Origin of the sequence: Winogradskyella sp. A2 (assembly GCF_046762865.1) — a bacterium.
GTDB lineage: Bacteria > Bacteroidota > Bacteroidia > Flavobacteriales > Flavobacteriaceae > Winogradskyella.
Map to the genome: position 1 here is coordinate 447417 of NZ_JBKQXM010000003.1, position 15394 is coordinate 462810.

14 protein-coding genes are annotated in these 15394 nt (G+C 32.5%); 6 read left to right on the forward strand and 8 right to left on the reverse strand.

What is annotated here, in order from left to right:
• Positions 1-170: 170 nt before the first annotated feature.
• Positions 171-1190, forward strand: coding sequence for a glutamine synthetase beta-grasp domain-containing protein (locus tag ACFWV9_RS07965; protein ID WP_411894720.1), 1020 nt, complete (start codon positions 171-173; stop codon positions 1188-1190).
• A 46-nt stretch (positions 1191-1236) separates the two neighbouring features.
• On the opposite strand, the gene ACFWV9_RS07970 is transcribed toward ACFWV9_RS07965, so the two are convergent.
• Entirely contained in the window at positions 1237-2187 is a 951-nt protein-coding gene (locus ACFWV9_RS07970) for a calcium/sodium antiporter (RefSeq protein WP_411894721.1), read from the reverse strand.
• 163 nt (positions 2188-2350) lie between these two features.
• Between ACFWV9_RS07970 and ACFWV9_RS07975 the strand changes: the two genes are divergently transcribed.
• Together ACFWV9_RS07975 and ACFWV9_RS07980 are read left to right on the forward strand one after the other, a co-directional pair.
• Complete coding sequence (locus ACFWV9_RS07975) at positions 2351-2710, forward strand: BlaI/MecI/CopY family transcriptional regulator (protein ID WP_411894722.1); 360 nt, start codon at positions 2351-2353, stop codon at positions 2708-2710.
• 2 nt (positions 2711-2712) lie between these two features.
• On the forward strand, positions 2713-4902 hold the full coding sequence (locus tag ACFWV9_RS07980; protein WP_411894723.1) for a M56 family metallopeptidase: 2190 nt from the start codon (positions 2713-2715) through the stop codon (positions 4900-4902).
• A gap of 56 nt (positions 4903-4958) precedes the next feature.
• On the opposite strand, the gene ACFWV9_RS07985 is transcribed toward ACFWV9_RS07980, so the two are convergent.
• Positions 4959-6923: an endonuclease gene (locus ACFWV9_RS07985; protein WP_411894724.1), complete on the reverse strand. Its 1965-nt coding sequence runs from the start codon at positions 6921-6923 to the stop codon at positions 4959-4961.
• Positions 6924-7514: 591 nt separating this feature from the next.
• Here ACFWV9_RS07985 and ACFWV9_RS07990 point away from each other — a divergent pair.
• Positions 7515-7664, forward strand: a complete 150-nt coding sequence (locus tag ACFWV9_RS07990) for an SsrA-binding protein (protein WP_411894725.1) — start codon at positions 7515-7517, stop codon at positions 7662-7664.
• Between the two features lie 79 nt (positions 7665-7743).
• Here the strand turns inward: ACFWV9_RS07990 and ACFWV9_RS07995 are convergent, their stop codons facing one another.
• Entirely contained in the window at positions 7744-8493 is a 750-nt protein-coding gene (locus ACFWV9_RS07995) for a hypothetical protein (RefSeq protein ID WP_411894726.1), read from the reverse strand.
• A gap of 89 nt (positions 8494-8582) precedes the next feature.
• The gene (locus ACFWV9_RS08000; RefSeq protein ID WP_411894727.1) at positions 8583-9422 is read right to left on the reverse strand and encodes a universal stress protein; all 840 of its coding nucleotides are present in this window, start codon (positions 9420-9422) and stop codon (positions 8583-8585) included.
• A gap of 193 nt (positions 9423-9615) precedes the next feature.
• Here ACFWV9_RS08000 and ACFWV9_RS08005 point away from each other — a divergent pair, with 193 nt between their 5' ends.
• Positions 9616-10068, forward strand: coding sequence for a pyridoxamine 5'-phosphate oxidase family protein (locus ACFWV9_RS08005; RefSeq protein ID WP_411894728.1), 453 nt, complete (start codon positions 9616-9618; stop codon positions 10066-10068).
• A 169-nt stretch (positions 10069-10237) separates the two neighbouring features.
• Here the strand turns inward: ACFWV9_RS08005 and ACFWV9_RS08010 are convergent, their stop codons facing one another.
• Positions 10238-11500, reverse strand: coding sequence for an MFS transporter (locus ACFWV9_RS08010; RefSeq protein ID WP_411894729.1), 1263 nt, complete (start codon positions 11498-11500; stop codon positions 10238-10240).
• Positions 11501-11955: 455 nt separating this feature from the next.
• On the opposite strand from ACFWV9_RS08010, the gene ACFWV9_RS08015 reads away from it, so the two are divergent.
• Positions 11956-12279: an EthD family reductase gene (locus ACFWV9_RS08015; RefSeq protein WP_411894730.1), complete on the forward strand. Its 324-nt coding sequence runs from the start codon at positions 11956-11958 to the stop codon at positions 12277-12279.
• A gap of 512 nt (positions 12280-12791) precedes the next feature.
• On the opposite strand, the gene ACFWV9_RS08020 is transcribed toward ACFWV9_RS08015, so the two are convergent.
• The 3 genes from ACFWV9_RS08020 to ACFWV9_RS08030 are packed head-to-tail and all read right to left on the reverse strand — an operon-like array spanning position 12792 to position 15369.
• Entirely contained in the window at positions 12792-13628 is an 837-nt protein-coding gene (locus ACFWV9_RS08020; protein ID WP_411894731.1) for a DMT family transporter, read from the reverse strand.
• Between the two features lie 21 nt (positions 13629-13649).
• Positions 13650-14318 carry a bifunctional 4-hydroxy-2-oxoglutarate aldolase/2-dehydro-3-deoxy-phosphogluconate aldolase gene (locus ACFWV9_RS08025; RefSeq protein WP_411894732.1) on the reverse strand — a complete coding sequence of 223 codons (669 nt, stop codon included), beginning with the start codon at positions 14316-14318 and terminating at the stop codon, positions 13650-13652.
• A 4-nt stretch (positions 14319-14322) separates the two neighbouring features.
• The gene (locus ACFWV9_RS08030; RefSeq protein ID WP_411894733.1) at positions 14323-15369 is read right to left on the reverse strand and encodes a PfkB family carbohydrate kinase; all 1047 of its coding nucleotides are present in this window, start codon (positions 15367-15369) and stop codon (positions 14323-14325) included.
• Between the last annotated feature and the right edge of the window lie 25 nt (positions 15370-15394).

Below are 15394 nucleotides of genomic sequence, written 5' to 3' on the forward strand. Positions count from 1 at the left end.
GTAAAATTTTAGGTCAAAAATAAGAATAATTAAATTTTTGGCATAGCAACCCATCAAAAAAAGGGGTTATCAACAATTATTAATAACATTACAACTAAAATACCCTATATTTTTTGAGTAATTAAAAAAAATATTAATATTTGCAAGGTCAAATTATAAATAAATTAGTGATGAGTAAATCTAAATTAGAGTACATATGGCTTGATGGTTATAAGCCAACTCAAAACATGCGAAGTAAAACAAAAGTTGAAGAAAATTTCAGTGGAAAATTGGAAGATTGTCCTATCTGGTCATTTGATGGTTCATCAACAAGACAAGCTACAGGAGATTCGTCAGATTGCCTTTTAAAGCCAATTGCAATTTACCCTGATCCTGAAAGAAAGGATGGTTATTTAGTAATGACTGAGGTATTGAATGCTGACGGAACACCACATGAGTCAAATGGTAGAGCTACCATTGATGATGATGATAATGATTTTTGGTTTGGTTTTGAGCAAGAGTACTTTATTATGGATAGAAACACCCAATTGCCATTAGGTTTCCCTGTTGGTGGTTACCCTGCACCACAAGGTATGTACTATTGCTCTGTTGGTGGCAGAAACACCCATGGCAGAAACTTAGTTGAAGAGCATGCAGACGCATGTATTGCTGCGGGGTTGAATTTTGAAGGTATTAACCAAGAAGTTGCTTCTGGTCAATGGGAATTTCAATTATTTGCAAAAGGGGCTAAGAAAGCTGGTGACGAAATATGGGTTGCTCGTTATTTATTAGACAGACTAACTGAAAAATATGGTTACTATATAGAATACCATCCTAAACCACTAGGAAAAGATATGGACTGGAATGGTTCTGGTATGCATGCTAACTTCTCTAATACTACGTTGAGAACTTGTGGTAGCCAGGAAGTTTATGAGAAAATTTGTGAAGCATTTAGACCAGTTGTAAAAGAACATATCGAAGTTTATGGTGAATTTAACGACCAGCGTTTAACAGGACTGCATGAAACTGCTTCTATAAATGATTTTAGTTATGGAATCTCTGATAGAGGCGCTTCAATTCGTATTCCAATTATTACAGTTGAAAAAGGCTGGAAAGGTTGGTTGGAAGATAGAAGACCAGCTTCCAATGGCGACCCATACAAAATCGCAGGTAGAATAATTAAGACTGTAAAAAGCGCAAATATTAAATAATATCTGCTATTACTAATAAAAAAAAGCTCGCATCTGTGGGCTTTTTTTATTTCAAAGCAAGAAATATAAACAGGATATAAGCTCCAAAAAGTAATACACCTTTAAGTCTTCCAATTTCAAATCGCTTAGGAATTAAAATAAAAGGCACCAATATAAAAGCAAAACCAATCATCCAAAATATGTTGGTTGAAAGTATTTCTGGAGTTTGTGGATTCACAACTATAGGTTTAATAATTGAAGTTAATCCTAAAACCGAAGCTATATTAAATATATTAGAACCAATTAAGTTACCAAGTGATATTGCCTTTTCACTTTTTAAAGCCGCAATAACTGAAGCTGCCAATTCGGGCACACTTGTACCTATAGCTATTACAGTTACTGATATTGCATAATCACTAATACCTACTGCTTTAGCCAATTGCTTAGCACCATCGACCAACCATTCAGATCCATAATATAGGCCTGCAAATCCTATGAGTAACCAAATAATTATTTTAAAATTAGACACTTCTGCTAAGGCCTCATCCACCTCTTCTAAGTTCACCCTACTAGACTTTCTCGAGTTTCTTATGAGAATAACTAAAAATCCTATTAGTCCAAAAAATAAAATAAGTCCCTCTAATGAAGTAAGTACATTATCATTCTTTAAAAAGAAATAAAGCGCAAAAGACGCAATCATCATCATTGGCCAATTAAACCTGTAAAAATCTCTATCTACAGCTAATGGAGTTATAATTGCTGTTATACCTAATACCAAACCAATATTGGCAATGTTAGAACCTATAACGTTACCTAGTGAAATATCCGAAATACCATCTAACGCAGCCTGTAAACTGACCAAAAGTTCAGGTGCAGATGTTGCAAAAGAAACAACAGTCATACCTATAACTAATTTTGATATTTTCAGTTTAAAAGATAGACCAACGGAAGCCCTAACCAAAAAATCTCCACCAACAACCAACAAAGCTAATCCAGCAATAACAAGGAAAATACTCATCTATTTTATCTATTATAAAACCTTCTATTCTTTAAAAATGCGAAGATAGCATTTGTAATTCATTCCAGTGTAAAACTAAAAATTTCGTTAAATAACTATTATTTTAGTTCTATAACTATAAAAATAGTTATATATTTACCATTGAAATTATAATTCAACAAAAATGCAGAAACTTACCAATAAGGAAGAACAAATAATGCATATACTCTGGAAGCTGGAAAGAGCTTTTGTGAAAGATGTGTTAGCTGAAATAAATGATGATAAACCACATTATAATACACTTTCCACAATTATTAGAAATTTAGAAGAAAAAGGATATGTGGATTATAATGCATTTGGTAAAACACATCAATACTTCCCTATTGTTTCTAAGGAAGACTACAAAAAGCGATTTATGACTACAGCGATTGAAAATTATTTCAATAGCTCTTATAAAAATGTAGTTTCCTTTTTTGCTAAAGAAGAAAAAATTAGTGTAAAAGAGCTTAAAGAGATAATTGCTTTAATCGAAAACAAAAAATAATTATGGAATATCTATTAAAAGCAACTATAGTTTTGGCAGTTTTCTATGTCTGTTACTTTTTCTTTTTGAGAAAGGAAACCTTTTTTAATCATAATCGCTGGTACTTGTTAGGCGGTTTATTAATTTCCTTGTTACTTCCTTTGATAATTATACCTATCCATGTAACAGTAGAACCTCAAACAGTATCCCAGCAACTTTATACGTTTTCTGAAAATGCTCCACTATTAAATAAAGTACAAAAGGAATCCTTTAATTGGATGAATTTATTACTTGGCGTTTATGCTATAGGCTTAGTTATATTTTTAGTTCATTTCATGTTTCAATTTGGCTCATTAATTTGGCTATTATTGACTAATCCTAAAAATAAAGATGGTATTTACACCTATGTAATTGTAAATAATAAAATTTCGCCTTTCTCATTTTTTAAGTGGATAGTTTACAATCCTAAATCATTTAATCAAACGGAACTTCAACTAATGCTTACCCACGAAAAAGTACATGCAAATCAGTTACACTCAATTGATATACTTTTTGCGCAATTAGCATGCTCTATCTTTTGGTTCAATCCAATTGTTTGGTTGTACAGAAGGGACGTTAGGCAAAATCTAGAATATATTGCAGATTTTGAAACCCATTTAGAATCTGCTAATACCAAAGAATACCAGCACTTGTTGTTAAAAACAAGTATTGCCGATCAACAAATTTCATTATCAAATAATTTTTATAATTCATTAATCAAAGAACGAATAGTTATGTTACAAAAATCGAGATCAAACGGAAAAAAACAATGGAGATACTTTTTAATATTACCCATATTAGCAGGTTTATTAATGAGTATGAATACTGAAACAATCTATATTGAGTCTGAAGACTATATGACACTTAAACCAATTGAATCAGAAAAAACTGAAGGTAAACAAATTGAAATAGTATTTAATAAAGATACTACTGAAGAACAATTGGAAGTAATAAAAAAAGAATTGAAATCTAATGGTATCACCATGACGATTAACCGCATAAAGCGTAATGATAATAACGAAATTATAGATATTGATATTGATTTTAAAACTGAAAATGGCTCAGCGAATTATACCATAAGCAGTGATGAAGGCATTAAACCATTTAAATTCAACATGAGCGATGATGGCAGTTTTAGTGTAGGTGCAGTTAATGAAAAAGAAGTAATTATGGTTGAAGATGTAATTTTTGAGAACAGATCTGGAGATGATGAAGCAAATGTTTTTTTCTTTAAAGAAGGCGACGAAGACGAAATCATTGAAATAGAAGAAGATAGTGGTAAAGTTTATAAAATCAGAGTTAAAGCAGGCAACGAGTTTCACTTTGATGGAAAACACAAAGTCAAGGGTCTTCATAAGGATCATGATGTAGATACTGATGTGCATGTAATAAAAGAATACATTATTGACTCTACAAACTCAAAAAAAGAATTTATCATCAAGACCGACAATTATTTTGAAGGTGACAAAAAGATAAAAATCAAAAAAGGTGATAAGGATAAAATCTCGACACCTGGTGGCAAAGGAAGTAATCGTGTATCTGTTTTTGCTTCAGGAAACAACTCTAAACCCTTAATAATTATTGGTGATGAAATTGTCTCTGATATAGAATTGCAAGCTATTGATCCAGATAACATCGCAAATATTAATGTTCTAAAAGGTGATTCTGCAACTGAAATTTATGGTAGTAAAGGCAAGGATGGGGTCGTAGTCGTAAGGTTAAAAGACAATAACTATAAATTTCTTACTAAAACGAACAGTTGGGAATCTAAAAAGATAAAAGCCAATAGAATTGAATATAAAGATCATGATACTATATGGATAGAAAAATCAAAAAACAATCAGAAAAGTCCTTGGAAAGTTACAACAGGAGTATCTGGTTATACTTTTATAAGTGATGATGACATTTCAAAAAATGCGACATTGGGTATTATTTCTAAGAACACTCCTAAAAGTGTACTTGATGCTAATAAATCAAAACTAGAAGATCTGGGAGTTACGGTTAAATACTCTAAAATAAAAAGAAACAAAGCAGGTGAGATTACCGGTATTAAAATTACCTTAAAAAATGACAAGGGTAATCAGAGTAGCGCAAGTTATAAAGATAATGATGGAATTTCGGAAATAGAATATGGAGTTATTGGTGACAATCTAGTTGTTAGGTCAAGGAATTAGAAGAACCACCAAATAAAAAAGAAAAGCCAAACTCAAAAAATTGAGTTTGGCTTTTTCTATTTAATCAATAACTTCTTTGTTATAATTTGGTTACCGTATCCACTAATTTTTAATAGATACATTCCAGAAACCAGGTTAAAATCTACATGATTTTGTATATCATTATAGGTTTTTATTAGTTTTCCATCTATTGAGTACAGCTCTAAACTGATTTTTTCGTTATATCCTTCGAGATACAACCTACCATTTGTTGGGTTAGGAAACATAGTTAAAGTTTCCAAATTAGAATCGGCTATGGATAATTGTTGATTCCATTCTTCCCCAACATTGTTGCCCCAGATATATTCAACCAAGTCTGGCTGATCAATAAACGGATTTCTATTTTGTTGCCAATTATAAATCACATTATTCCTATTCATTTCATAATCATCTGGAGGATCATTTCTATGCCAATCCAATAAGGTTACCAAATCACCTAACTGACCTACAGTACTTGGAAATCCATTTACAACCTCTAACCCATTATATCTTATTTCTAGATATAAAACACCTCTGGCTACATCGCCTCTAAAACTTCCCTGTGTACCAGTAGGACCAATATATTGTCCATAATGTTGATTCCCTCTTGAACTATTCTCAGCCGCATCTGCAGCTCTTAAAGCATGAGCATCTGAGTTAGCATGACGTAATGAATCTGCTTTAGTTTCCCAAAACACATTTATGCCATCGGCTATTTCATCTTCTTCAATATCATTAAAACCTCCTCGAGATCTAGGAAAAGTGTGTTCCCTGTTCCATTTACCAGTATTAGAGCTTCCTGTTTGTAAATCTAATTTAGGTCTACCTTCTTCTGAATAAACCAACCAAACCTGATTACTGTTTTCTGGATTCTGATCTGCCTCCTTTAAAATGTCAATTACATCAGCATAAGTTTGTGCTCTTACTGTATTTGGATCTGCTATGATATCTTGTAATGCTTGGCGTAAAGCCATATCTGACAGTCCATCTAATGAATCGTAATAACCATTTGGCTGCGTACTTGTAACCTGTCCTGTAGTAGGGCTTAAAGGTGTTCCCCAAGGCGCCATGGTAAAATCATTATCTACAACCCTTATTTCTACTTTATTATTAAACGCGACTATAGGTTCAATTAAAGAAACAAAACTAATTTCTAAAACCTCATCACCCTCATCATCAGAATCATCCACTAAAGAAATTGTAGTACTTGTTGTATTCTGCCCATTAGGAATAGTTAAACTCGTGTTTCCTGTAAAATCCGAAGTATTAAATCCAAAATTGTTTAAAGTAATGTCAAAATTGAGGTTAGAAGTAACATTGGCTTCACTTGTAAATGTAATTTCAAAAGATTCACCTTCATTATATTGAGTTTGTACAATAGAAATTGAAATAGGATTTATTGGTGTGCCAGAGCCATCGTTTAATCGTCTTGGTGTTGGCGTAGCCGTAAAGTAAGTTCCATCATTATTTCTCTGAATGGAATTCACGCTTCCACTTGATCCTTCATTGATTTGCGTTATACTAGCAAAATTTGGATCATCATTAAAAATATCAATTAATGTGAGATCATCAGCATCACTTGTATCATATATCAACACATCTACAAGATTTGTAATATTTGCAACAGTACCTTCAGGAAAGGCAATAGGTGAATCTTGATAAATTGCAACTGCATCAGCTCCATTTTGGATTACGTTCTCAGATATTATTAACTGAGGAAATGGAGAAACCCCTTCACTACCTACAACCAACAATCCATTATTGTCAGTTTCATAACCATTTAAATCAATTACCAAGTAACTAGAGTCACCACCACTTGTAGACCCATTAAAGAACACTAAAATAAAGCCATCAGTAGAAAAATTAGGAGTCTGAGATTTAATCTCAACAAATTCTGCAGTGTCCGTACTTGGGTTATCAGAATCTAATTCATTTATTACCAAAACTTGCGCACTTATAACACCCGAAATAACAAATGCTAAAACGCCTAAAAATGATTTCATATTAAAAATTTTTATAAAGATAATCTTATAACATTGACTGAATGTTAAATTATTAAATAGAAAATGGAATAGTAAAACCAAGGCAAATATTATATGATATTTATCAGTTTAATTTTTGTCACAAAAGATGAAATGACCAATTATTGAACTTTTTTGAACATATTGCCTCTACAAATTCAAAATACATTTCAAAAACACCCTACAATTATTACACATTGAAATTATAATTATAGTTTTAAGTTAATATTATTAATTTTTTTATAGACAAGTCACATAAATTTATAATCAATACCATTTTTTTAATTATAATGTTAAATGCAAATTCGTGGATTTATAATAAAACGTTTGGAGGATTATTTGTTCTGATTATATATTGACAACTCAATCAAACAAAAACGTATAATATTAACCTCTAAACCAAAGTAATTATGATGACATTAGCCAAACTGATCATAGATATTGTTTTTTCAATGATCTAATTTAAAACCGGCCAATCAACCAATCAAAAAAAAGTAAAACTTAGTTCTAGAATAAGTTTTACTATTTTTGTTTTAAAGCGTATCGTAATATTAAAACTTCGCTTTAAAATTCATGAAAAAAACATTCTTCAAAGCCTTAGCCAAACTAAATAAATCTATTCTGCCTTCATTCAGTAAAAAACAACTGGACCTTGGTAAAGCATCCAAATTGCAACTTGCGATTATTGGATGGCGTGCCTATGTAACAAAAAATGCACTTTAATTAAAAAAGACCACCTTACGGTAGCCTTTTAAAACTCAATATAATTTATCGCATTGCGGTAAATTCTCTTTTTCAATAATTAATTACGTGTTACCTGAATTGAATTAGATAGATCAAAACAACCCACTAAATTATTTGCATTCATTCCAGGAGCAAGTCCTTCTAAACCATCTTCATATCTTAAGTACCAAATTAGACAAACACCTGTTCCTGCACCATCAAAGTCAACCCCTTCTACATCTGTCAAAGTTGGTGGTAATCCTAGGATGTTTCCTTGATCATCTGTAATTACATAAGTTCTATTTGTTCCAGAAGCATCAGGATTATCTAAAGTTATACCACTTACCATATCAGGAGTTCCGTCTACTGTAAAAGTGAAGGGACCACCAGATAAAGTACCGGCTTCAGGTGCATTTCTTGTTACAGTAATTGAATTAGAAAGGTCAAATGTACCTGTAAGATTATTTGCATTAAGACCAGCTTCTAACCCATTAATATCGTCTTCATATCTAAGGTACCAGATAAGACAAACGCCTCCGCCAGCACCATCAAAATCAACTCCTTGTACGGCATCTAAATTTGGAGGAAGCCCCAGTATATTACCCGAATCATCGGTTATAACATAAGTACTGTTTGTACCAGCTACATTGGTATTATTTAGAGAAATACCACTTACCATATCAGCCGCACCATCTACGCAAAATGTAAATGGACCACCTTCTAAAGTTCCAGCATTTGGTACAACTGGCTGTGTACCATCATCATCACTACTGCAGGATACGACAATAAATCCTAATGCCAATATTCCTAAAATTGTTTTTTTAATCATTGCTCGTTATTTAATTTGTTCAAGACAAACATATAACTGAGAATAGAATTAAAATGTTAGCTATCTAACAAAAGAAGACATTATTGAAATTAATTATGAAAAATCATTAACGGACAATCTAAATTTTTGCTAATCTGAGTTTTATCGGAGTTACCAAACAAACGCTCAAAGAAACCTTTAAACTGACCGACTAAAGTAATTACATCGGTATCCTTAGATTTTGTAGAGTTTATTAATATACTAGACAAGGTCATATCTGAAATAACGTCATATGTAAATTTATTTTCATTTATCAGCTCTAACAACAACTCTTTATCCGTATTTATTTTAGCATTTACATTGTCTTCTGAAGCCACAAACCTCTTTATTTCTATACTCGCATTTAACTTCTCCATTAACTCTATAATTTCCCGTACCGTAATATGATCTACATAATCATCCGTATCTAAAGCCAATAATAATTTCTTCGGTTTCTTATATTTAAAACCATCAGGTATTACGAGTGTATTACAATCTATATTTCTTAAAACTTTAAGCGCATTACTTCCAAACAAAGACTCCTTAATATTGGACGCACCATTGGTACCCATAACGACAAATCCTATTTGATACTTATTGATTAATTGTTTAATTGAATCTATAAATACATCATAATCTACTATTGACTTAAAATTATGAAGACGCTCGTTTGAGTGCAATTTAAGCTGTGCAACAAGGGCTTTTAGTTTACTTTTATTATCTGCTATTAAGGTATCATAAATACTTTCATTTGGTTTACTATGTATAAGATCATCAGAAGTATAACTCAATGAATCTTGTACATTTAACACATAAAATTCACATAATTCATTACTAAACAACTGTAGTGCATATTCCATTGCATTTATGGAATTTTCAGAGAAATCTGTAAGTAAAAGTATATTTTTCATTGTGATTTCATTTTCTATTAAATTATAAAAATTGTTTTAAACCGTTAATGACAAATGTCAGTATACATGCGGTTTGCATTTTACCACTAACCCTATCTCATTAATAACTAATTGACTATAAAAAATTAAAACTGATTTATGTCAGTAAAATTAAAGTGTATAGTGAGTATCTTAATGGAATAATAATTCCATCATGATTAAAAATATAGATAAAGATCAATGTAAAGATATTCTTAAGAATAATTATTTAGGATATCTTTCTTACGTCAGTAATAACTTACCTTATACTATTCCTATTACCTATTACTTCAATGAGAAAGAAAATTACATCATTTGCTATTCTGGTTTAGGGCATAAAATCAATGCAATGAGAAAGCAAATCAATATTTCGTTAGCAGTTGCAGATGTTATTGCAGCAAAAAAATGGCAATCGGTTTTAGTACATGGTAAATATGATGAAATTAGTGGTAGCACTTCAAAACTTTATCTACATGAATTTTCATTAGGTATTAAAAGTATTATTCTAAGCAAGGAGCGTAAAGATCTAGATTATATTAGTGAATTTTCGAGTAAAATTTATAATCAAGATGTACCGATTGTATTTCTTATAAGAATAGACGAAATGACTGGTAAAATGCGAATATAACAGTTAGATGTACATTAAATTAAAAAAAGCAAGCCACTGTATTTTCTACGGATGAAGTCCTAAGACTTATGGACGCAACATACGGTTATACGAGACCGTTGTGCTTCATTATCAGAAATCATCGTTAGAGGATAATAGATGATATTATGCAAAAAGAAAATGTATCTGTTTAGCTTAAGGACTTTCCTTTATATACAAATCTCTTAAAACCAATAGCCGCAATTAACCCTATAATGGAGAAAATCCCAAGCACAGCAAAAACCAATTGATGTCCGTATTCTCCCGGGTTATTATCAAGTAAGACACCTATTAAAGGACCTGAAAAAATATCAGGTGTATATCCAATAAAAGAAATTATACCAACAGCTGTTCCGGTAAGATACAAAGGTATTCTACCTTCCTGTAAAACGGCAAAGTACAGAGTCCTTGCCGAATAAGCGCCTACTGCTAAAATAATTACAGAAATAAGAAAAAGCAGGTTCAAGTTTGGTGAATTGACCCCACTGGCGAATATGCTGGATCCGGCGAGCAAAAAAACAAAACTTATTACTAAAAAATTGGCACTCTTAATTGAGCTTGCAAAAAGGCCAATCATTAAACCCATAACTGGCCGTAAGAACAATAGAAAGGTTGCCAGGTTCGCCGAGCTGATTTCGTCATAACCCATCACTTCATTCGCATATAGTGATCCAATATCTGTGACCTTATATCCAAAGTATGCGCATAAAATAATGACCATTAAATACCATACTGACCGGATTTTAAGAACTTCAACTATCTGGCCAAGCCCTATTTTATCTTTTATCATTGCATCATCCGTACCCTTGCTGCGTAAAAATATAAGACATAATATACCAACAATAATCACAAACGCACTCGTAATGTAAATTACCGAGCTAAATGAATTTTTTTTATCATCAATACTTATTGTTGCAATTCCTTCGGTTAGCATTGAACCAAAAACAAGCACACCCATGGAACCCAACAATGTCGCAACTAATCCCCTTCCTCCATCTAAAAAAGCAAAAGCTCTTAATTGATTTGATGACCCTCCCCACATCCTTGTTGCCTTTATCATAGCTGCCCAGAATAGAAAAACGGTTGTAAAACCCCAATATCCATATAAAACCTTAAGACCAAAAATAGATGGATAAGTAGCCATATACAGGCCTCCTGCTGCCGTCATAAACAGACTGCTAGCTATCAAGACGTTTGGTGCAATACGATCTGCTAGTCCCCCTCCAAAAAAATAAGAAAACAAAGCAATTACTCCATATACCGAAAAACATAAGCCTAAATCAAGATTAGTAATGGAAAAAACATCTAAAAAAGTAGGTCTAAAAACTCTTGCTATTCCGAAAGGCAAATAAAATGAAGAAGTTCCAGCCATTATCAAAACAATTAATTTAAAATAGGGCTGTTTTCCTTCCATCTAGGATTCTCAAATTTAAAACACAATATATGGATTATAATATTGCTCTCTTTGAAGGGGTTCAAAAAGAGTATTCAACAAGGAGAAATTCAGGTGAAATTATCATTAAAGTTCTACGACATAATCATTGTCTTTGTTAAACAAGTAGGGTCTAAAAGCATATTGAAGGATGTTTTCAGAAAACGGAAACACAACAACGTGTATAGTCATTTGCGGGTTATGTACTTACTCTGAAAATTATAAAGATTTTCCACTGGTTCGTTTTCTTTTGCTAATTTAGTTCTTACCAACGCAACACGTGAGCGAAGCGAACTGACGAAGTAAACCAAACACAAAAACATTGCACGTCATGCCGGTAAAAGGCCTAATTAATCATGTTAAAATTTTATATTAAAGATTATGTAATTAAAAGCCTTAACTTGTAGGTTAACATAACAATATAAAGATATATAAAAATGGAAAAAGGTTTGATTAAAGTAAGTGTAGTATATCCAAACTCAGAAGGAAAAAAATTTGACATGGACTATTATTGTAATAAACATGTTCCGATGGTTGGTACTCTACTAGGTAATGCACTTAAAGGTGCAACAGTTGAAAAAGGAATCGGTGGTGGTGCGCCAGGATCATCTGCTCCTTATGCCGGAATGGGTAATATGTATTTCAATTCTGTGGAAGAATTTGAAAACGCTTTTGGTCCCAATGCTGACAAAATAATGGGTGATTTGCCAAACTTCACTGATATCGAGCCTGTAATACAAGTTAGTGAGGTTATGATTTGATTTAAAACATCAATACCAGATAATTATATATGCACGAAAGTACACAACAACGACATTAGTTTATTGCTTCTGATTTTCCTTACGGTAAATCCTCGTTGCAGAACAATGAGCTTCCTTTTTGCTATCTTAGTCTCAACGCAACAAAAACCATACACGAATACTTTGGCGACAATACGCTCCGCAATTTTTTACCAACTGCTTTTTTTGTGATTTTTATTAGAATTTTAAACGAGATAAGTTCGGACAACTCAACCCATGTAACCCGTTTTTATCGTTAGACTGAATTTCTGTTAGGCATTTGAAGCATAATTTTAAAACTTCACTATCTTATAGGAGGTAAATAGTTGGACACAAATTGGTCACATCCATAAAAAATAAATTCCTATAAATAGACAAATAAAGACAGAAATGAGGAATTTGTAGAAGTCTTATTAATTAACAGGATTTAAGAGACGAAACTTTTTTATTTAAAGATTTTAATATTGAAGAACTCTAGCCTACTTGATTTGCACCTAACGAAACTTACTTTTGGTAATTATATTTAGAGTAAGGCCAAGAACGATTATTAAAATTCCAATTATAGCAAAAATATTATAGCTTTCATAAAACCATATAAAACCTAGAATCGCAGTAAATATTACTTCTAAATATTTAAGAGGTGCAACTTGATTTGTTTCTCCAACTTGAAATGCTTTTGTCATATATAATTGTGCATAGTAACCAAACACACCTAAACTTAAGAATATAAACCATTGCCAACCAGACGGCATTACCCAACCTCTAATTGCTAATAAACCTCCAATTAGAGTAGAAATAATCATAAAATAATTTACAATAACAACTGGATGATCGTTGCTACCAATTTTACGAATTGTTATATAAACCAAACCCGCAAAAATTGCAGAAACTAATGCATAAGAAATACCTTCAATTTCTAGAACGGCATCAAATCCTTTTAAAACTAAAACCCCTGAAAAAGCAATAAGAAAAAAGAACCATTGTATTGGTTTAATTTTCTCATTTAACAAGATAAATGCAAAAATTGCTGCAAAAATAGGAGCTATATAACGGATGGAGACTGCAGTGCCCATGTTTATGTATTTAAGTGATAAGAAAAAGCAAATCATGGAGATAAGTCCAAATACACTTCTAAGAACTAACAAAACTTTTCTATTACCTCTGAGTGAAATACCGTTTTTAATCAAAAATGGAATTGTAAAAAAAAGAGAGCCTAAAGCCCTGAAAAAAACCACTTGGTAAACACTAAAGTCACTTAAAGATTTTACAAATGCATTAAGAATTGTAAATGCCAATGCACTTATAATCATATAGGATATACCTCGTTTCAATATTTAAATGATTGGATTAAATTAAGATTTTAATTCACTGATAATTTCCAAAGCTCGTCTCGTATCTGATTCTATTTTATCAAGATTGTACTCACCATTTTCGTCCTTTGAAATAAGTTTTGAACCCATTCCCACACAGGTTACTCCAGCATTGAACCAGCCTTCCAAATTATCTCTTGTTGGCGAAACACCGCCTGTTGGCATTATACTAGTCCATGGTTGTGGTCCCTTAATCGCCTTTACAAATCCAGGACCATAAATACCACCTGGGAATAACTTAACGACTTCACAACCTAATTCTTCTGCCTTGCATATTTCCGTCAGTGAACCACAACCTGGAGACCACATTACCTTTCTTCTATTGCAAACTATAGCAATATCCTCTCTTAAAACAGGTGTGACAATAAAGTTTGCACCTAAAGCCATAAATCGCGAAGCTGATGCTGCATCTGTAACGGATCCAACACCCATTATCATTCCAGGTAATTCCTTAATTACATATTTATTAAGTTCACCAAACACTTCATGGGCAAAATCCCCTCTGGCAGTAAATTCTAAAAGCCTTGCACCGCCATCATAAACTGCTTTAATCACTTTTTTACTTACCTCTATATCACCGTTATAAAACAAAGGCACCAAACCTGTTTGCTTCATAACATTAGCTACTTCTATTCTAGTATAATTTGCCATAACTCTATCTTGCTACTCTACCAGAGGCGTCACCTCCCATTAATTTTTCTACTTCTGAAACGGTAACTAAATTAGCATCGCCTTTAATTGTATGCTTTAAACATGATGCTGCCACAGCAAAATCAAGTGCGTTTTGGTCATCATCAGGATATTTCAATAATCCATAAATCAAACCGCCCATAAATGAATCACCACCTCCAACACGATCTACGATATCCGTAATTTGATATTGACGTGTTTCGAACATTTTTTCACCATCATACATTACTCCAGCCCATGTATTATGAGAAGCTGAAATTGACCCTCTAAGTGTTGTTATAACTTTTTTAGCTCTTGGGAATTTTTTCATCATTTGCTTACATACAGATAAAAATGCTTCAGCCTTTACATCATGACCATGCTTATGAACATCTAAACCTTCAGGATGGATACCGAAATGTTTTTCTGCATCTTCTTCATTTCCCAATACAATATCGCAATAAGAGGTTAATTCAGTCATTATTTTCTCTCTATGTGCGTCATCACAATAGGTCCATAATTTTGCTCTATAATTTAAATCCGTAGAAATTGTCACTCCCATCTCGCTGGCAGTCTTTACAGCCTCAAGGCAAGCATCTGCTGCACCTTGAGAGATTGCAGGTGTTATCCCAGTCCAATGAAACCAGGCAACATCTTTAAATGCGGATTTCCAATCAACCATACCTGGTTCAATTTGAGAAATAGAAGAATGTGCTCTATCGTATACAACTTTACTTCCTCTACTTACTGCACCAGTTTCCAAAAAATAGATTCCTAAACGTTCACCACCATAAATAACCTTATCTACTCCTACACCTCTTTTACGCATTTCCATCATGGCACATTGGCCAATATCATTTTTTGGCAAACGTGTAACAAAATCAACCGGAACACCATAATTTGCTAATGATACTGCAACGTTGGATTCTCCGCCACCATATACCACATCAAAACTTGAAGCTTGAGAAAATCTTAAAAAACCTGGAGGTGCCAACCTTAGCATAATCTCTCCAAAAGTGACTACTTTTTTCATTCTTTTTGTTGTTTAATTAGTTTTG